Below are 17,496 nucleotides of genomic sequence, written 5' to 3'. Positions count from 1 at the left end.
TGGCAGTCCGGCCCCCTCCAGGGGTACCGCGGCTGGCTAGGCTTGCGCCATGCCCGACAGCGCCCCCGAGACCCGTGCCTACAGCTATCTCGGGCCCAGCGGCACGTTCACGGAGGCGGCCCTCGCGCAGGTCCCGGAGGCGCGCGGACAGCTGTGGCGCAGCGTCGCGAACGTGGGGGAGGCGCTGAGCGATCTGGTCACCGGCCGCAGCGACGGCGCGGTGATCGCGATCGAGAACTCGGTCGAGGGCGGAGTGACGGCCGCGCAGGACGCACTGGCGCGGATCCCGGGGCTGCGCATCGTCGGCGAGTACCTGGTGCCGGTGTCGTTCATCCTGGTCGGCCGCCCGGGGACGAGCCTCGAGGAGGTGCGCACCGTCGCCGCGCACCCCGTGGCCTACGGACAGTGCCGGGTGTGGCTCGACCGCGAGATCCCCAGCCACGAGCACCTGCCGGCCTCCAGCAACGTCCAGGCCACCGTCGACCTGCTGGGCGGATCTCCCGCGGACGCGGCCATCGCCCCTCCCGGGATCGTCGCCCACCACGACGTCGCGGTGCTGGCGGAGCGGATCGGCGACAACCCGAACGCCGTCACGCGCTTCGTGCACGTCTCGCGCTCGCACGCGCTGCCCGAGCCGACCGGCGCCGACAAGACCAGCGTGATCGCCGAGCTCCCGGCCGACCAGCCGGGCGCCCTGCTCGACATGCTCGAGCAGTTCGCGACCCGCGGGGTGAACCTGAGCATGATCCAGTCGCGGCCGATCGGAGATGCCCTCGGCCGGTACCGGTTCGTCATCGACCTCGACGGGCACGTCCAGGACGAGCGGGTCGCCGACGCGCTGATGGGGCTGCGGCGCTTCAGCCCGAAGGTGATCTTCCTCGGCTCGTATCCGCGCGCTGACCGCCGCCCGGTCACCTCCGTGCGACGCTACGACGACGAGGTGTTCCTCGAGGCCCGCGACTGGCTGCGCGGGATCCTCTCCCACGAGCCGGTGGTCGACGATGACCGGGGACGACGATGACGGGTCGCGACGATGACTGACGACGACGACGAACGGGTCGACCCGCGCTACGACCCGGCCTTCCAGCGCGGGTTCTCGGGACCGGTGGAGCGTCTGAGAGGCGACGAGCGGGCGTTCGCGAGGCCCGGCTCGGGTGCCGCCCCCGGCGCTCCCGCCGCCACGTCCGGAGCCGCCGCTCGTCCCGCGCTCCCGGAGTCGCGCGTGGTCCGCCCCGGCTCCTCGTCCGCGCCGGGACCGCGCCGCATCATGGCCCTGCCCGACATCGCCGGAGCCGCCGAGGGCCGGCGGTCGCACCGCCTCGGCGCCGAGACCGCGCCCGCACCCCTGCCGGAGCCGGCCGCCGACCCCGCTCCCGCAGCTCCCGCCGAGCCCGTGCGCGAGGCGCCCCTGCTGAGGAACCCGTGGCTCCTCGTGCTCCTGCTCACCGGCCTCGCGGGGACCCTGATCGGCCTCGCGCTCCTCTACACCGGCTACTCCTCGCCGCCTCCGCCCTACTACGGCGACTCCGACGTGCCCTCGCCCGCGTGGATCCAGCGGCAGCTCCTCTACTACTCCTGCATCCCCCTGCTGGGCTGCCTGCCGGCGTCGCTGCTGCTGGCGGTCGGAGTGGCCGCGCTGCGGTGGCGCGGCGTCGTCGTGCGGCCCCGCGCCGAGGAGCCGCGCGAGTCCGCGCAGCTCCTCGAGGCCGAGGCTCAGACTCCGGACGCGCCGAAGAGCAGGCCGAGGAGGTAGGTCACCAGGGCCGCGCCGTAGCCGATCCCGAGCTGGCGCAGCGCCCGGGCCAGCGGCGGGGCGCCTGAGAGCAGCCCGACGACCGCGCCGGTGGCGAGCAGGGCGATGCCCACGAGCACGCAGGCGACGACCACCGCGGCGAGCCCCGTCAGGCCGAGCAGGTAGGGCAGCACCGGGATGATCGCGCCCGAGGCGAAGAAGCAGAAGCTCGACAGCGCCGCGCCCATGCCCGTGCCGATCGACTCGTGCTCGTCGACGTCGGGGTCTCCTGCGGGACCGCCCAGCGTGATGGGGGAGGTGACGGCGCCGCCGCGCAGGCCCGTGAAGACGGAGGCGGCACGCGCGTCGGCCTGCTCCTGGGTCATCCCGCGAGCGCGGTAGACCAGGGCGAGCTCGTTGGCGTCGACGTCCAGATCGGGGACGATGCGGTTCGCGTCGAGGTCCGGGCTGGAGGCCGAGAGCAGCTCGCGCTGCGAGCGCACCGAGACGAACTCGCCCGCGCCCATCGAGAGGGCGCCGGCGAGCAGGCCCGCGATGCCCGTGAACAGGACGACGCCCGTCCCGACTCCGCTCGCCCCCACTCCGAGCACGAGGGCGAGGTTCGAGACCAGGCCGTCGTTCGCTCCGAAGACCGCCGCGCGGAACGTCCCGGAGAGGCGGTTGCGACCGCGCTCGGCGAGCCCGCGGACGACCTCGCCGTGGATCCGCTCGTCGGCGGCCATCGCCTCGGTGGCGTCGTCGTCGTCGGCGTAGGGGGAGCGGGCCTCGGCGCGCTGGATCAGGGCGAGGACGAACACGGAGCCGAAGCGGCGGGTGAGGAAGCCGAGGAAGCGCGTGCGGAGGTCCGGGCGGGGCGCGGGCTCCGCCGCGGAGCCGAGCAGCTCGCGCCAGTGCTCCTCGTGGCGTCCCTCGGCCACGGCGAGCGCGAGCAGGATCTCCCGCTCCTCGCCGGAGCGGCGGCCGGCGAGGTCGCGGTACACGGAGGCCTCGGCGAGCTCGTCGGCGAGGTAGCGGCGCCAGCGGCGCACCTGTGCGGGACTGGGGGTGGGGGCGGTGGTCGCCATGCGATCTCCTGGCTCAGGTCCGCCGACCCGCGCGAGAGGACCGGTCAGGACGTGCGTCGACTGACCGAAGGTCTCGTTCGCCCCGGCCGGAGCCGGGGTGGAGCGCCGGGCCCGGATCGTCCCGGACCAGCATGTCGACGCGCCTCGTCGTCCGCTCGGCGGACGGTGGGAACTACTCCCCTTCGCGGGGACCACCGTAGCCGAGATCGGAGGAGAACGCCCGGCCGATCCGTGGGCCGTCGGGCGGACGTCCGCCCGGCCCGGGCCGGAGCGTCGTCGCGGACGCTCGCCCCGGGTCAGAGCGAGGCGGTCGCCCGGGCGGCGCGGCGGGCCTGGCGCTCGTGCTCGGCGTCCAGGAGCGTGCGCGTGGCGGGGACCGCCAGGAACTCGACCAGGGTGTCCGTCTCCTCGACGATGCGCTCGGCGCGGTCGAGCGGGTCGGTGCGCAGGAGGCGGCGGGCGGCGGACGCGACGTGCGCCGGCTTCGCCGCCAGGGCGCGCACGCGCTCGTCGACGCGGCCGGCGAGGTCGGCGCGCGGCACGACCTCGGTCACGAGCTGCCACTCCAGCGCCTCGGCCGCGCGGACCGGGCGGCCCGACAGCACGAAGTCCAGGGCGCGGCGGCGGCCGACGACGCGGGGGAGCGCGGCGGTGACTCCGACGTCCGGGACGAGCCCGACGTCGCCGTACGCGCTGAGGAAGAGGGCGGCGGGAGTCGCGATCACGATGTCGGCGGCCAGAGCGAAGGCGATGCCGGCGCCGGCGACCATGCCGTCGATCGCGCAGACGACGACGGCGCGGCTGTCCTCGAGCAGGCGGATCACCTGGGCGGTCGTGGTCGCGACGTCGCGCAGGTAGTGGTCCGGGTTCTCGGACCCCATGATCGCCGAGATGTCGCCGCCCGTGCAGAACGCGCGGCCGGCCGCGGCGATCACGATGACGGAGCAGCCGGCGTCGGCGTCGAGGTCGGCGACGGTGCTCAGCAGCAGTCGCGCGGTGCCGAGATCGATCGCGTTGAGGGCGTCGGGGCGGTTGAGGGTGATCCGGGCGCCGGAGCCGTCGCGCTCGAGGACGACGCCGGGGGTCGCGTCGATGAGGGGGGTGGCGTGCATGGAAGAGCCTTCAGGGGAGCAGGGGTGTCGAACGCGGGGGGACGTTCTCGGGGGATGACTCAGATTCGCAGCCGTCCGCGCGATCGGATGCCTCCTCGCGGCCGATGCTCAGCCGGCCCCGGGGGTACGCGCTGGCGGCGGCCCGTCCCGGCCCTCCTCTACACTGCTGGGGTGATTGATCCCGTACTTCTGCGCGAGAACCCGGACGTCCTGAAGCGCTCGCAGGAGGCGCGCGGCGACTCCGTCGAGCTGGTCGACGAGGCGCTCGAGGCCGACCGCGTGCGCCGTGCGGCGATCACCGAGGCGGAGCGGCTCCGGGCCGAGCAGAACGCCTTCGGCAAGACCGTCGCCAAGGCTCCGAAGGACGAGAAGGCGGCCCTCGTCGCCGAGGCCCAGCGCCTCGCCGCCGCCGCCAAGCAGGCCCAGCAGGAGGCGTCCGAGGCCGACGACGCCTTCACCGTGCTGGTGAAGCGCATCGCCAACCCGATCATCGAGGGCGTCCCCGCGGGCGGCGAGGAGTCGTTCGAGCTCGTCAGGACGGTCGGCGAGCGCCCCGTCTTCGACTTCGCCCCGCGCGACCACCTCGAGCTCGGCGAGCTGCTGGAGGGCATCGACATGCAGCGCGGCGCGAAGGTCAGCGGCGCGCGCTTCTACTTCCTCAAGGGCCTGGTCGCCCGCCTCGAGATCGCGCTGATGAACCTGGGCCTCGAGAAGGCGCTCTCCGCAGGCTTCACCCCGCTGATCACGCCGACCCTCGTGCGCCCCGAGATCATGGACGGCACCGGCTTCCTCGGCGAGCACGACGACGAGGTGTACCGCCTCCGCGACGACGACCTCTACCTCACCGGCACCAGCGAGGTCGCCCTCGCCGGCTACCACGCCGACGAGATCCTCGACCTCTCCGGCGGCGCGAAGCGCTACGCGGGCTGGAGCACCTGCTACCGCCGCGAGGCGGGCTCGGGCGGACGGGACACCCGCGGCATCATCCGCGTGCACCAGTTCAGCAAGCTCGAGATGTTCGTCTACACCCTCCCCGAGGACGCCGAGGCGGAGCACGCGCGCCTCCTCTCGTACCAGGAGGACGTCCTGCAGAGCCTCGGCCTGCACTACCGCGTCATCGACACGGCGGCCGGCGACCTCGGCCAGAGCGCGGCGCGCAAGTTCGACGTGGAGGCGTGGGTCCCCACGCAGGAGACCTACCGCGAGCTGACCTCGACCTCGAACTGCACCACGTTCCAGGCCCGCCGCCTCGACACCCGCTACCGCACCGAGTCGGGGAGGACGGCTCCGGTCGCAACCCTCAACGGCACGCTCGCGACCACCCGCTGGATCGTCGCCCTCCTCGAGACCCACCAGCGGGCGGACGGCTCGGTGCTCGTCCCCGAGGCGCTGCGGCCCCACCTCGGCGGCCTCGAGGTGCTCGAGCCCGTCGCATGAGCGCGGCCCGCGCCTCCGGCCGCCGCCTCGTCGCCCTCGACATCGACGGCACCGTCATGCACGAGGACGGCACCATCACCCGCGCGGTGACGGACGCGATCACCCGCGTGGCCGCCCAGGGCGACGAGGTGATGCTCGCCACCGGGCGCTCGCCCTCCTCCACCCTGCCGGTCGTCGAGCGCCTCGGGATCTCGCCCGAGTACGTGATCTGCTGCAACGGAGCGGTCACGCTCCGCCGCGACGCGTCCGGTGCGTACGTCCCCGAGACGGTCGAGACCTTCGACCCGACGGAGGTCCTCGAGACCATCCGCCGCTCCCTCCCCGACGCGCACTACGCCGTCGAGGACGCGGACGGCGCCTTCTTCTACACCGAGGCGTTCCCGGGCGGAGCCGTGATGGGTGCCGAGACGACCCACGTCCCCTTCGAGGAGCTGCTCGGCCGGCTGTGCACCCGCGTCGTCGTGATCTCGCCCGAGACCGGCATCGAGGAGTTCACCTCGCTGGTCGAGGAGATGGGCCTGCACCAGGTCAGCTACGCGATCGGCTGGACCGCCTGGCTCGACATCGCCCCGCACGGCGTCAACAAGTCCACCGCGCTCGAGGTCGTCCGCGAGGAGCTGGGCATCGAGCGGAGCGACGTGGTCGCGCTGGGCGACGGCCGCAACGACATCGAGATGCTCACCTGGGCCGCCGCCGAGGGCGCAGGGCTCGCGATGGGGCAGGCGCCCGACGAGGTGCGGGCCGTGGCCTCCGCCGTGATCCCCTCGGTCCACCAGGACGGCGTGGCGGTCGCGCTCTCGGCGCTGCGCTGACCACGGTCCCGCGCGCTCGGCGGTTACTATCGGGTGTCGCTCCTGCGGGAGCGGCCGGGAGGGCTGTCCGAGCGGCCGATGGAGCCAGTCTTGAAAACTGGTGGGCGGAAACGTCTCGTGGGTTCGAATCCCACGCCCTCCGCCACGCCGTCCGCCGCGGAGTCCCGTTCTTCGCGTCGCTTCCCGCCGGCGCCGTCCGACGCCCGTCCTGGCGCGCGACGACGGAGGCCTGCCCGCTCTCCTTCGGAACGCGCCAGCCCTCTGTATAGGATTGCGCGACGCCCGGGATCGACGCCCGGCCCTCACCTCCGCACCACTGACGCCTCGACACCGGGAGACGGATGCGCCGCACGGGCCCTTCGACACAGACTCGCGACACTCCGCGCACGCCGCGCCCCTTCGTGCGGCACGGCCGCCAGAAGCGGCACACCCTCGCGCGGACCCTGGTGAAGGGAGCCGCCCTCGTGGGCGGTGTCGGCATGGTCGCCTCGGTGTCGGTGGTCGCGATCGCGGCGACGCTGATCGTCCAGTCCGTGCAGCCCTCGGTCGACCTGCACCCGGGCGCGGCCGGCTCCAGCGTCGAGGCCGGAGGCGCCCCGGAGATCGGCGCACTCGAGGGCGGCTTCAACGTCCTCGTCGTCGGCAGCGACTCGCGGAAGGGCCAGGGCGACGCCTACGGCGACCCCGACGAGGAGACGAGCGTCCTCAACGACGTCAACATGCTGATGCACGTCTCGGCCGACCACAGCAACGCGACGGTCGTGAGCTTCCCCCGCGACATGTACGTCGACATCCCGGAGTGCGTGAACGCCGCCACGGGTGAGACGATCCCCGCCCGGTACGACACCAAGATCAACGAGGCGATGGGCCGCGACGTCAGCCTCGGCTGCGTGGCGGGGGTCGTCGAGGACCTCATGGGCGTCCGGGTCGACTACGGCGCGGTCGTGCAGTTCAACGGCGTGATCGAGATGTCGAACGCGGTCGGCGGAGTCGACGTCTGCGTCGCGACCGAGATCGCGGACCCCTACACGAACACCTACCTCGAGCCGGGCGTGCACTCGCTCGAGGGCATGGCGGCGCTGCAGTTCCTCCGCAGCCGCCACGGCATCGGCGACGGCAGCGACCTGACCCGCATCAGCAACCAGCAGGTCTTCCTCTCGGCGCTCGTGCGCCGGATCAAGAGCGCGGACACCCTCCTCAACCCGGTCGCGCTCTACGGTCTCGCGAAGGCGGCGCTCGGCAACATGACGCTCTCGACCGGTCTCGACAACGTGAACACGATGGTCCAGATGGGACTCGCGCTGAAGGACGTCGACCTCGCGGACGTCGTCTTCGCGCAGTACCCGACCGGGGCGACTCCGAGCGGAGTGGAGCCGGACCGCGCCGCGGGCGACGTCCTGGCGAGCGCCCTGCAGACCGATCAGCCGATCGCCATCACCGGCGGCACGGGCGCCGGCGCGACCGTGGAGGGCGAGGCGGCGGCCCCGGCCGACACCGCCGCTCCGTCGGGCCCGGCGACCGCGGATCCGCTGGCGACGGCCGAGGCGGCACCCGGCACTCCTGCAGCGACTCCCGAGGACGGATCCAAGGTTGCCCTGCCAGAATCGGTCACCGGCCAGAGCGCCGACCAGCAGACCTGCTCGGTCGGCTTCTTCGGCTGAGCCGAGGGCGGGCGGCACCACGGGTGCTCTCCACCTCGCGCGCTGACTCCGGGACGACACGCGTCCCGCAGCCGAGAGAGAGTACGACCCGATGAGCGAACGCGCGTCCACCCGGACCACAGCAGCACGGCACGGCCGCCTGCGCCGCCCGAGCGGCGTGCGCTTCGCCGCGCGGATCCTCGCGGCCTGCGTGGGCGTCGGCGTGCTCAGCGCGGTCTGCATCGTGGCGATCGCCGCCTCGCTGATCGCCGGGAGCGCGCGTCCGTCCGTCGACCTAGGGATCGACTCGGGCGGAGGCGACGTGCCCGAGATCGGGGCGATCGAGGGCGGCGTCAACATCCTGCTCGCCGGCAGCGACAGCGCCGACGGATCGGCCGCCGGGGCCTACGGCGAGCGTGCCGAGAACCTCAACGACGTCACGATGCTCATGCACATCTCGGCCGACCACTCGACCGTGGAGGTCGTCAGCTTCCCCCGCGACCTCTACGTCCCGATCCCCTCCTGCACCGACCCGGCCACCGGCGCCGTCTCGGACGCGGTTGACTCGGCGAAGATCAACACCTCGCTCGAGGCCGGCGGGCTGGCGTGCACCGTGCAGACGGTCGAGCAGCTGACCGGGCTCGAGATCCCCTACGCGGCGCTCATCCAGTTCGAGGGCGTCATCGAGATGTCGAACGCGGTCGGCGGAGTCGACGTCTGCGTCGCCACCCCGATCCAGGACGAGTACACGGGGCTGAACCTCGACGCGGGCACGCACACGCTCGTCGGCGCCGAGGCGCTGGCGTTCCTTCGCACCCGGCACGGCGTCGGCGACGGCAGCGACCTCACCCGCATCTCGAGCCAGCAGGTGTACCTCTCATCGCTGGTGCGCAAGGTGAAGAGCGCGTCGACGCTCTCGAACCCGGTGAACCTCTACGGCCTCGCGAAGGCGGCCGTCTCGAACATGCAGCTCTCCACCTCGCTCGAGAACGTGAACACCCTCGTGTCGATCGGCCTCGCGGTGAAGGACGTCGACCTCGCGAACGTGGTCTTCGTGCAGTACCCGACCTTCATCGACGGCAACGGCGTGTACCCCAGCGAGGACGCGGCGGCGGCGCTGAACGCGGGGCTCCTCGCCGACCAGCCGATCGCGCTGAGCGGCACCACCGGCGGCGGCTCGCAGTCGACGGGGGAGGAGCCCGGGGCGACCAACGCTCCGGCGGCCACGGAGTCGCCGGCCACCGACGCCCCCGCGACCGACGCCCCCGCGACCGACGCCCCCGCGACGAGCGCACCCGACGGGCCGGTCACCCTCCCGAGCGACGTCTCCGGGCAGACGGCGCAGCAGGAGACCTGCACGATCGGCCGGCCCCTGTCGGACCAGTAGGCGGCTTCCCGCCTTCCCGCGGAGGGGCGGGCGCCCGTGTCGCGAGGCCCTCGCGGGTGCGGTTATGATGGTCGTCGTGCGTCCGCCAGCGGGCGCTCGGGAGTCGTCGCATAGTCCGGTCGAGTGCACCACCCTGCTAAGGTGGAGAACCCTTTATTGGGTTCCGTGGGTTCAAATCCCACCGACTCCGCATCGTCCGAAGGCCCCGCTCAGGCGGGGCCTTCGTCGTTCCCGGCGGTGCCTGTGCCTGCCGCAGTACCGGCGTCTCCCGGCGGTGCCGGTGTCGCCGCAGTGCCGGGGTCTCGCGGTGCCGGAGCCTTCCGGCCGGTGCTCCGCCGCTCGCGCGCGGCGTCGGCGGCCGATGCGATCCGGCGCCTCAGCCGGCCGGGATCCGCCGCCGATCCGCCGGGCGGGTGCGCTCCCGGAGCGGCTACCCTGATCGGATGCCCAGCCCGATCCTCGACGCCCTGTCCGCCCCTCCCGCGCGGAGGGACGTCGCCTCGATCCGGGGTGCTCTCGCCGAGGTCGCGATCGGCGACTCGGTGCGCGTCCTCGTCCGCTCCCCGCGCTACGGCCTCTACGGGATCGAGGGGGTCGTCCGGCAGGCCGTCGGCGGCGAGCTCGTCGTCGCGGACGTCTTCCTCGGCACGGGGACCGAGATCCAGAGCATCGCCCCGGCTCCGGACGCCGACGAGGTCGGCGGGGAGCGCTCGGCCGAGGGACTCGAGCACGGGGATCCGGTGCGCGTGGCGTTCTCGACTCCGGCGCTCGGGTCGTTCACGATCACGGGCCCGCTGACGGCCGGCGGCCGCGACGGGTTCCTCCTCGTCGGCAGCTGGATCGTCGCGGACGGCGGCGAGCCCGGCCGTCACGTCGACCGCATCGAGCGCCTGACGGACGTCGGCGTCCACGAGAAGCACGTCCCCGGGCGCCGCTCCGCGGTCGAGGAGTAGCCCCTCAGCTCTGGCAGTGCGGGCACCAGTAGGTGACCCGCAGCTGCAGCTCGTCGTCGCCGAGCTCACCGCGCTCGATCGGAGTGCCGCAGCGCCGGCACGGCTTGCGGTCGCGGCCGTAGACCCAGAGCTGCTGGCCCGGGCGCAGGTTGCCGGTCGTCGTGCGCTCGATCCGCTCGCGGTTCACGGTGATGAGCCGCTTCGCGAGCGCGATGGTGCGCACGAGGTCGCCGCTCCCGCCGACCGGGCGCGTGGGCAGCACGCCGCGCAGGAAGCACAGCTCGGCGCGGTAGACGTTGCCGAGTCCGGCCATGATCCGCTGGTCGAGCAGCGCGAGCCCGATCGGCCGCTCCGGATCGGCGGACAGGCGTCGCAGCGCCTCCTCCGCGTCCCAGTCGGCGCCGAGCAGATCGGGGCCGAGATAGCCGACCACGTCCTCCTCGGCCGAGCGCGGGACGATCTCGAGGAGCCCGAGCTCGAAGCCGACCGCCTGCCAGTCCTCGGTCTCGAGGACGATCCGGGCCTGGAACGCCGGCCGGTGCCACTTCGGCCGCTCGCCCTCGCCGCGGGAGTAGAGGTGCCAGCTCCCCTCCATCTTGAGGTGGGAGTGGATCAGCGCGTCGCCGACCCGCATCAGCAGGTGCTTGCCGCGGGGGACGACCTCGTCGATCGTCTCGCCGGTGAGGTCGACCGTCGCGTACTTCGGCACGCGGACGTCGCACCGGGTCAGGACCTCGCCGTCCAGCGCCTCGGCGAGGTTGTGGGCGGATCGGTAGACGGTGTCACCCTCGGGCACGCGGGCTCCCTCCGGCGCTCACGAGCGCATCCTCAGGCCGCGCGGATTCGCGACGAAGCCGGCGGCGACGAGGGCGTCGCCGAAGGGCGTGCCGAGCGCGAAGACGCCGTCGATCTTCTCGACGGTCAGCTTCTCGACCCCGCGGGAGCGGACGAGCTGCGAGAGGGCGCCGGCCGCGTCGGCGAGGGCCGCCTCGTCGGCGGTGAAGGTGAGGGCGGTCTTGCCGCCGCGCTCGAGGTAGACCGCGAGCGCTCCGTCGACGACGGCGACCAGCGCGCCGGCCTTCCGACCGGGGCGGTGCCCCTCGCCCTGCGGCCACGGCAGAGCGGCGCCGAACGGATTGGCGGGGTCGGTCGCCGCCAGCGCGAGCACCGGTCGTGAGCGCTCCTGCGCCTCGTCCTGCGGGGCGAACGTGCGGAGCCGGTCGACGCTGCCGGCAGTGCCGAACTGTGCTGCTCCCAGCTTCTCGATGAAGTAGCCCCTCCGGGCGCGGCCCTGCTGCTCGAAGCCGCTCAGCACCTTGTAGGCGAGGGCGAAGCCGCCCAGGACGCCCTCGGCCTGCACGGAGCCGCGGGTGACGATCCCGTACCGCTCGAGCAGCGTCTCGCCGAGCGCGTGCCCGCGGATCGTCGCGTCCGACTCCGCGAGCGGCACGATCGACCAGCGGCCGCCGGCGGTCGGCGGCCCCACGCGGGTGGCCATCGTGGGGCGGGCGGTCATCCGGCCCCGGGGCGCGCGGGCGCGGGCGGGGGCGCGCGGCTGGCGGTGGGCGCCGCCGGTCGAGCCGACGAGGGTGCGCAGCGGCGCCAGAGTGTCGTTCGTGACGAGCCCGGCCCAGACCAGCTCCCATAGGGCCTCGACGAGGCCCGCGTCGTCGGTGGAGCCGACCGCGTCGGAGAGCTGGCGGAAGAAGTAGCCGCCGCCCGAGCCGAGCACGCCGACGATCTCCTGCTGGAGCTCGGTCAGGGTCACGGACTCGGCGGCGGGGACGGGGAGGGTCAGCCCTGCCGTGTCGGCGAGGTGGAGGCTCACCCAACCGTCGTTGCCGGGGAGGGTGCCCGCGCCGGCCCAGAGGACCTCGCCGGTCGCGGTGAGCTCGTCGAGCATCGCGGGGGAGTAGTCGCGCACCCGGGCGGGCAGGATCAGCGACTCCCAGGCGGACGCGGGGATGGGCGCGCCGGCCAGCTGGTCGATCACGGAGGCCACGCCGTCGATACCGCGGAGCGAGCCGCCGACGTGCTGCCAGGCGGGGAGGAAGCGGGCGTACGCGGTCGCGTCCACCGGCTCCACCTCCTTGCGGAGCGCGGCGAGAGAGCGGCTGCGCAGGCGGCGCAGCACCTCGGCATCGCACCACTCGGTCCCGGTGCCGGTGGGGCGGAACTCGCCCTCCGAGACGCGGCGCTCGCCCGCGAGGCGGCGCAGGGTGTCGGTGACGACCGCGACTCCGAGGCCCAGGCGGGTGGCGACGGCGGCGGCGGTGAAGGGGCCGTGGGTGCGCGCGTAGCGGGCGACGAGGTCGCCGAGCGGATCGCGGACCGGGTCGATGAAGGCGACGGGGACGCCGATCGGCAGGGGCACGCCGAGAGCGTCGCGGAGCCGGGAGGCGTCCTCCATCGCGGCGTACCGCTGCTCACCGCCGAGGCCCACGGGCAGGACGCGCTTGGCCTTCACGAGCGCGGCCACGTCGGCCTCGAGCACCGCGCGCTCGATCGCGGGCGCCTTCGCGACGTCCGCCGAGGCGACCGATTCGTCGACCAGGCGCTCCCCGAGCTCGTCGAGCGTCAGCGGGCCGAGCAGCCGGAGCAGGTCGGCGGCGCCCTCGAGCCCGCGGAGGCGGCGCTCGGGCTCGACGCGCTGCAGCTCGCGCTCGATCTGCGCGAGGACGGCCGGGTCGAGCAGCTCGCGCAGCTCCGCCCGGCCGAGCAGCTCGCCGAGGAGCGTCGCGTCGACCGAGAGCGCCGCGGCACGGCGCTCGGCGAGCGGGCTGTCGCCCTCGTACATGAAGGCCGCGACGTAGCCGAAGAGCATGGACCGCGCGAACGGACTGGCGGTCGGCGTCTCGACCTCGAGGATCCGCAGCTCGCGCCCGTCCAGCCGTGCGGCGAGCCGGAGCAGCGCGGGCAGGTCGTAGACGTCCTGGAGGCACTCGCGGACGGTCTCGAGGATGATCGGGAAGGTCGGGTAGGTGCGGGCGACGTCGAGCAGCTGCGCCGCCCGCTGCCGCTGCTGCCAGAGCGGGGAGCGCTTGCCCGGGTTGTACCTCGGGAGCAGGAGCGCCCGCGCCGCGCACTCGCGGAACCGGGCGGCGAAGAGGGCGGAGCCGCCGACCTCGCTCGTGACCAGCTGCTCCAGCTCCTCGCGCTCGAACAGGAACAGCTCGGAGCCCGGCGGCTCCGACTCCGTGTCGGGGATCCGCACGACGATGCCGTCGTCCCCGGCCATGGCCGCTCCGTCGACGCCGTGCCGCTCGCGGACGCGAGCGCCGATGGCGAGCGCCCACGGCGAGTGCACCTGCATCCCGTACGGGGAGTGCAGCACCAGCCGCCAGTCGCCCAGCTCGTCGCGGAAGCGCTCGAGCACGAGGGTGCGGTCGTCCGGGATCTGTCCTGTGGCCAGGCGCTGCTCGTCGAGGAAGGAGAGGAGGTTGTTGGTCGCGTACTCGTCGAGCCCGGCCGCCGTGCAGCGCTCGCGGGCCGTTTCGGGGGCGGCGGCGCCCACCTCGCGGGTGAACGCCCCGATCGCCTCGCCGAGCTCGGCGGGGCGCCCCTGCGAGTCGCCCTTCCAGAACGGGAGGCGCCCGGGCTCGCCGAACGCCGGCGTCACGATCACGCGGTCGTAGGTGATCTCCTGGATGCGCCAGCTGGTGGCTCCGAGCGCGAAGACGTCGCCGACGCGGGACTCGTAGACCATCTCCTCGTCGAGCTCGCCGACGCGGTTGCCGGTCGAGCCCGGCTCGCCGACCATGAACACGCCGAAGAGCCCGCGGTCGGGGATGGTGCCGCCGCTGGTGACGGCGAGGCGCTGGGCGCCGGGCCGGCCGGTGAGCGTGTTCGCGTCGCGGTCCCAGACGAGGCGCGGCCGCAGCTCCGCGAACTGGTCGGAGGGGTAGCGGCCCGAGAGGAGGTCGAGGGTCGCCTCGTAGGCGGAGCGGGGCAGGGACACGAAGGGGGCGCTGCGGCGGACGGTGTCGAACCAGTCGTCCACGTCGAGGCTCTCGAGGGCGGTCGCGGCGACGGTCTGCTGCGCGAGGATGTCGAGCGGGTTCGCGGGGACGGCGATCGCCTCGATCAGGCCGGAGCGCATCCGCTCCGTCGTCACGGCGGAGTGGAGCAGGTCGGCCCGGTGCTTGGGGTAGAAGGACCCGCGCGAGACCTCGCCGACCTGGTGGCCGGCTCGGCCCACGCGCTGCAAGGCGCTCGCGACCGAGGGCGGCGTCTCGACCTGGACGACGAGGTCGACCGCGCCCATGTCTATCCCGAGCTCGAGGCTCGAGGTCGCGACCACGCAGCGCAGGCGGCCGGATTTCAGGTCGTCCTCGATGATCGCGCGCTGCTCCTTGCTCACCGAGCCGTGGTGAGCGCGGGCGAGCAGTGGCTCCTCGTCGGGCGCGGACTGCCCGCTGCCGCTCGTGCCCCCGGCCGCTCCCATCGCCTCGGCCGGGGAGCGGCGGACGGAGGAGGAGGCCGCTTCGGCGAGCAGGGCCCCGACTGCGACGGGCTCGCCCGCCTCGCGCGCCCGCTCCGCGGCGAGCTCGCGGCGCTCGGCGTAGATCTCGTTGAGCCGGGCGGTCAACCGCTCGGCGAGACGGCGGGAGTTCGCGAAGACGATGGAGGAGGTGTGCGCGAGGACCCGGTCGACGATCGACTCCTCGACGTGCGGCCAGATCGACCCGCTCTGCGGACCGGTGGCCCCCATCGTCGATCCGTCCTGCGGAGCCGCCGTCCCCAGCTCGGACATGTCCTCGACCGGGACGACGACGCTGAGGTCCCACTGCTTCTCGGACGCCGGAGCCACGATCGCGACCGGGGAGCGGCCGGCGAGGAACCGGGCCACCTCCTCGCGCGGGCGCACCGTCGCCGAGAGGCCGATGCGCTGCACCGGCTTCGGGAGCAGGGCGTCGAGCCGCTCGAGGGAGACGGCGAGGTGCGCCCCGCGCTTGGTCGACGCGACCGCGTGGACCTCGTCGACGATGACCGTCTCGACGCCGCGGAGCGACTCGCGCGCCGCCGAGGTGAGCATGAGGTAGAGCGACTCGGGGGTCGTGATCAGGATGTCCGGCGGCGTCTTCTGCAGCACGCGCCGCTCGGCGGCGGGCGTGTCTCCCGACCGCACCCCGACGGTGACCGTGGCCGGCGCGGTGCCGATGCCCTCGGCGCTCAGCCGCAGCGCCGTCTGGGTGACGCCGACGAGCGGCGAGCGGAGGTTGCGCTCGACGTCGACGCCGAGAGCCTTCAGCGGCGAGACGTAGAGCACGCGCGTGCGGTGCTGCGGATCCTCCGGCGGCGGGCCCTGCACGAGCCGGTCGATCGCCCAGAGGAAGGCCGAGAGCGTCTTGCCGGAGCCGGTGGGAGCGACCACGAGGGCGTGCGCTCCGCTCGAGATGGCCGACCAGGCGCCCTCCTGGGCGGCGGTCGGCGCCGGGAACGCGCCCTCGAACCACGCGCGCGTGGCGGGGGAGAAGCGCTCGAGGACGTCCGGCATGCACCCATCCTCCCTGCCACCTCCGACATTGCCGGGGTCGCGGCCCGGGGGCGAGCCCTTGACGCGGGGGAGCCCGCCCGTCAGGCGAAGCAGAGACGCACGAACGTGCCGATGTCGGCGAGCTCGGCCTGCCCGACTCCGTGGGCGACGCCCTCGTAGACCCGGGCGTCGAGCGCCGTGTGCTCCGGGAACCAGGCCGCCGCGTCCCGCACGAGCTCCTCCGGGATCACCGTGTCGAGCGTCCCGCGGCCCCAGAACACCGGAGGACGCTCGCGGGCGAGCCGCTCGTCCGCGTCGTCGCCCTCGGCGAGCGGGACCACGAACCCGGACAGAGCGACCGCGAAGGCGAAGCGGCCCGGCGCGCGCCGCAGCAGCTGCACCGCCAGCGCGGCGCCCTGGGAGAAGCCCAGCAGCCCCACCGGGCCCGGGTGCTCCAGACCGTCGAGCCACTCGATCACACCGGCCGCCGCCGCCTCGACGGCCTCGGGATCGGCCCGCGGCTCGTCCGGCACCAGCGGGACACGGAGGGGCCACCACGCGTTCGCCCCGCCGCCCAGGGCGAGAGGCGCCCGGAGGGACGCGAGGACCGGCTCCAGCGGCAGGTAGGCGCCGAGCGAGAACAGGTCCCCCTCGTGCGAGCCGTAGCCGTGCAGCAGCACCAGGAGGGGCCTGCCGACGCGGTCGCGCTCGGAGGAGGACCACAGCACCGCGTTCGCGTCGATTCCCATCGCACCATCATCCCCCTGAGTGCGGGATCGCCGCCGCCGGTCGGAACACCAGCCGCGAAGGGTGAGAATGGCTGCATGAGCGTGCGCACCCCTGACCCGAACTCCGGGTGGCTGTCCGACGACGAACTCGCCGAGATCCGCCGGCGGCTCCCGCTGCTGTACGTGGAGGCCGTGCCCGTCCGGGTCGACGGGCTCGGGCAGGTCACCGAGGTCGGCGTGCTCCTGCGCGCGACCCCCTCCGGCCAGATCACCCGCACGATCGTCTCGGGCCGCGTGATGTACGGCGAGACGCTGCGCGACGCGCTGTTCCGCCACCTCGAGAAGGATCTCGGCCCGATGGCCTTCCCCCTCCTCCCGGCGAGCCCGCTCCCCTTCCACGTCGCCGAGTACTTCCCGATGCCCGGCATGGGACCGTTCACCGACGACCGCCAGCACGCGGTCTCCCTCGCCTACGTCGTCCCCGTCACCGGCACCTGCGACCCCCGCCAGGACGCCCTCGAGCTCACCTGGATGACCCCCGACGAGGCCTGCTCCGACGCGATCTCCGCCGAGATGGAGGGCGGGCGGGGCGCGCTGATCCGCGCCGCGCTCGCTTCCGTCGGCCGCCTGTCCTAGCGGCGCGGATCGGCCGCGGCGCTCCCTTCTGCGCGCCGCTATCGGTGCGCAAGGATGGCGGGCCGGCTGGAGTGTCGGGCGTCCGCCTGGACCCATCCGCCGGCACGCGACCCGGCCGTTCGGCTCGTGGATCCGGCGTCCACCGGACCTCTGTGACCGGGCGAGGAGAGGCGGCGCCCCTGCCCGACGACGGCGCAGCAGGGGATCGCCTGATCATGACGCGGTGAGGACTTCCGGAGCTCCCTGTGCGGGACTCCGCTCGAAGAGGTGAAGCGTGAACGACGAAGGGCCGGGGCCCGCGACCAGAAGTCGCGGGCCCCGGCCCTTCATGATGTCGGCGCCCTGATCAGGACGAGCGCTGAGGTGCGATCACCGAACGCCCAGCCCCCGGACCAGCCGCTGCCCGCGAGGCGAACGGTCGATCCGCGTGCGAGCGGATCGGCCTAGCCGGTCGCGACACGCTCTGCGCGCCGCGACCATGCTTGAAGCCGACCGCGG

At 73.9% G+C, this 17,496-nt stretch carries 13 protein-coding genes and 2 tRNA genes; 10 read left to right on the top strand and 5 right to left on the bottom strand.

Annotation, left to right across the window (positions count from 1 at the left end; genetic code table 11):
* The first annotated feature begins 49 nt into the window (after nt 1–49).
* Both pheA and C5C50_RS08475 read left to right on the top strand, forming a co-directional pair.
* Nucleotides 50–1,021 carry a prephenate dehydratase gene (gene pheA / locus C5C50_RS08480; protein ID WP_104255680.1) on the top strand — a complete coding sequence of 324 codons (972 nt, stop codon included), beginning with the start codon at nt 50–52 and terminating at the stop codon, nt 1,019–1,021.
* A gap of 12 nt (nt 1,022–1,033) precedes the next feature.
* Nucleotides 1,034–1,753: a hypothetical protein gene (locus C5C50_RS08475; RefSeq protein ID WP_104273252.1), complete on the top strand. Its 720-nt coding sequence runs from the start codon at nt 1,034–1,036 to the stop codon at nt 1,751–1,753.
* Here C5C50_RS08475 and C5C50_RS08470 read toward each other — a convergent pair.
* Nucleotides 1,714–2,817, bottom strand: a complete 1,104-nt coding sequence (locus tag C5C50_RS08470; protein ID WP_104224963.1) for a VIT1/CCC1 family protein — start codon at nt 2,815–2,817, stop codon at nt 1,714–1,716. The genes C5C50_RS08475 and C5C50_RS08470 overlap by 40 nt on opposite strands.
* Nucleotides 2,818–3,113: 296 nt before the next feature.
* Nucleotides 3,114–3,929, bottom strand: a complete 816-nt coding sequence (locus tag C5C50_RS08465; RefSeq protein WP_104247581.1) for an enoyl-CoA hydratase/isomerase family protein — start codon at nt 3,927–3,929, stop codon at nt 3,114–3,116.
* A 171-nt stretch (nt 3,930–4,100) separates the two neighbouring features.
* On the opposite strand from C5C50_RS08465, the gene serS reads away from it, so the two are divergent.
* From serS to C5C50_RS08430, 7 genes are all read left to right on the top strand, one after another.
* A complete protein-coding gene (gene serS, locus C5C50_RS08460; protein ID WP_104273251.1) occupies nt 4,101–5,366 on the top strand; it encodes a serine--tRNA ligase in 1,266 nt (421 codons plus the stop codon).
* The gene (locus tag C5C50_RS08455) at nt 5,363–6,178 is read left to right on the top strand and encodes an HAD family hydrolase (RefSeq protein ID WP_104247582.1); all 816 of its coding nucleotides are present in this window, start codon (nt 5,363–5,365) and stop codon (nt 6,176–6,178) included. Before serS ends, C5C50_RS08455 begins: the two co-directional genes overlap by 4 nt.
* Before the next feature lie 57 nt (nt 6,179–6,235).
* A tRNA-Ser gene (locus tag C5C50_RS08450) sits at nt 6,236–6,323 on the top strand.
* Between the two features lie 301 nt (nt 6,324–6,624).
* Nucleotides 6,625–7,839: an LCP family protein gene (locus C5C50_RS08445; protein WP_258067709.1), complete on the top strand. Its 1,215-nt coding sequence runs from the start codon at nt 6,625–6,627 to the stop codon at nt 7,837–7,839.
* A 91-nt stretch (nt 7,840–7,930) separates the two neighbouring features.
* Complete coding sequence (locus C5C50_RS08440; protein WP_104273249.1) at nt 7,931–9,205, top strand: LCP family protein; 1,275 nt, start codon at nt 7,931–7,933, stop codon at nt 9,203–9,205.
* Between the two features lie 99 nt (nt 9,206–9,304).
* A tRNA-Ser gene (locus C5C50_RS08435) sits at nt 9,305–9,395 on the top strand.
* Between the two features lie 253 nt (nt 9,396–9,648).
* The gene (locus tag C5C50_RS08430) at nt 9,649–10,158 is read left to right on the top strand and encodes a hypothetical protein (protein ID WP_258067708.1); all 510 of its coding nucleotides are present in this window, start codon (nt 9,649–9,651) and stop codon (nt 10,156–10,158) included.
* Between the two features lie 4 nt (nt 10,159–10,162).
* Here C5C50_RS08430 and C5C50_RS08425 read toward each other — a convergent pair whose 3' ends face one another.
* The 3 genes from C5C50_RS08425 to C5C50_RS08415 all read right to left on the bottom strand — a co-directional run bounded on the left by C5C50_RS08425 (nt 10,163) and on the right by C5C50_RS08415 (nt 16,383).
* A complete protein-coding gene (locus tag C5C50_RS08425; protein ID WP_104273248.1) occupies nt 10,163–10,954 on the bottom strand; it encodes a DNA-formamidopyrimidine glycosylase family protein in 792 nt (263 codons plus the stop codon).
* 18 nt (nt 10,955–10,972) lie between these two features.
* Nucleotides 10,973–15,655: an ATP-dependent helicase gene (locus C5C50_RS08420; protein WP_104273247.1), complete on the bottom strand. Its 4,683-nt coding sequence runs from the start codon at nt 15,653–15,655 to the stop codon at nt 10,973–10,975.
* 80 nt (nt 15,656–15,735) lie between these two features.
* A complete protein-coding gene (locus C5C50_RS08415) occupies nt 15,736–16,383 on the bottom strand; it encodes an alpha/beta hydrolase (RefSeq protein WP_104273246.1) in 648 nt (215 codons plus the stop codon).
* Nucleotides 16,384–16,458: 75 nt separating this feature from the next.
* Between C5C50_RS08415 and C5C50_RS08410 the strand changes: the two genes are divergently transcribed.
* On the top strand, nt 16,459–16,998 hold the full coding sequence (locus C5C50_RS08410; protein WP_104225113.1) for an NUDIX hydrolase family protein: 540 nt from the start codon (nt 16,459–16,461) through the stop codon (nt 16,996–16,998).
* Nucleotides 16,999–17,496: the final 498 nt, after the last annotated feature.

The organism is Rathayibacter sp. AY1D9 (assembly GCF_002932395.1).
Lineage (GTDB): Bacteria > Actinomycetota > Actinomycetes > Actinomycetales > Microbacteriaceae > Rathayibacter.
This window is presented reverse-complemented; position numbering and strand designations above follow the sequence as displayed.

What these genes read in the sequence shown, in the direction of transcription:
- pheA (WP_104255680.1), top strand. Translation starts at nt 50, where the DNA reads ATGCCCGACAGCGCCCCCGAGACCCGTGCCTACAGCTATCTCGGGCCC.
- C5C50_RS08475 (WP_104273252.1), top strand. Translation starts at nt 1,034, where the DNA reads ATGACTGACGACGACGACGAACGGGTCGACCCGCGCTACGACCCGGCC.
- C5C50_RS08470 (WP_104224963.1), bottom strand. Translation starts at nt 2,817, where the DNA reads ATGGCGACCACCGCCCCCACCCCCAGTCCCGCACAGGTGCGCCGCTGG.
- C5C50_RS08465 (WP_104247581.1), bottom strand. Translation starts at nt 3,929, where the DNA reads ATGCACGCCACCCCCCTCATCGACGCGACCCCCGGCGTCGTCCTCGAG.
- C5C50_RS08455 (WP_104247582.1), top strand. Translation starts at nt 5,363, where the DNA reads ATGAGCGCGGCCCGCGCCTCCGGCCGCCGCCTCGTCGCCCTCGACATC.
- C5C50_RS08440 (WP_104273249.1), top strand. Translation starts at nt 7,931, where the DNA reads ATGAGCGAACGCGCGTCCACCCGGACCACAGCAGCACGGCACGGCCGC.
- C5C50_RS08430 (WP_258067708.1), top strand. Translation starts at nt 9,649, where the DNA reads ATGCCCAGCCCGATCCTCGACGCCCTGTCCGCCCCTCCCGCGCGGAGG.
- C5C50_RS08420 (WP_104273247.1), bottom strand. Translation starts at nt 15,655, where the DNA reads ATGCCGGACGTCCTCGAGCGCTTCTCCCCCGCCACGCGCGCGTGGTTC.
- C5C50_RS08415 (WP_104273246.1), bottom strand. Translation starts at nt 16,383, where the DNA reads ATGGGAATCGACGCGAACGCGGTGCTGTGGTCCTCCTCCGAGCGCGAC.
- C5C50_RS08410 (WP_104225113.1), top strand. Translation starts at nt 16,459, where the DNA reads ATGAGCGTGCGCACCCCTGACCCGAACTCCGGGTGGCTGTCCGACGAC.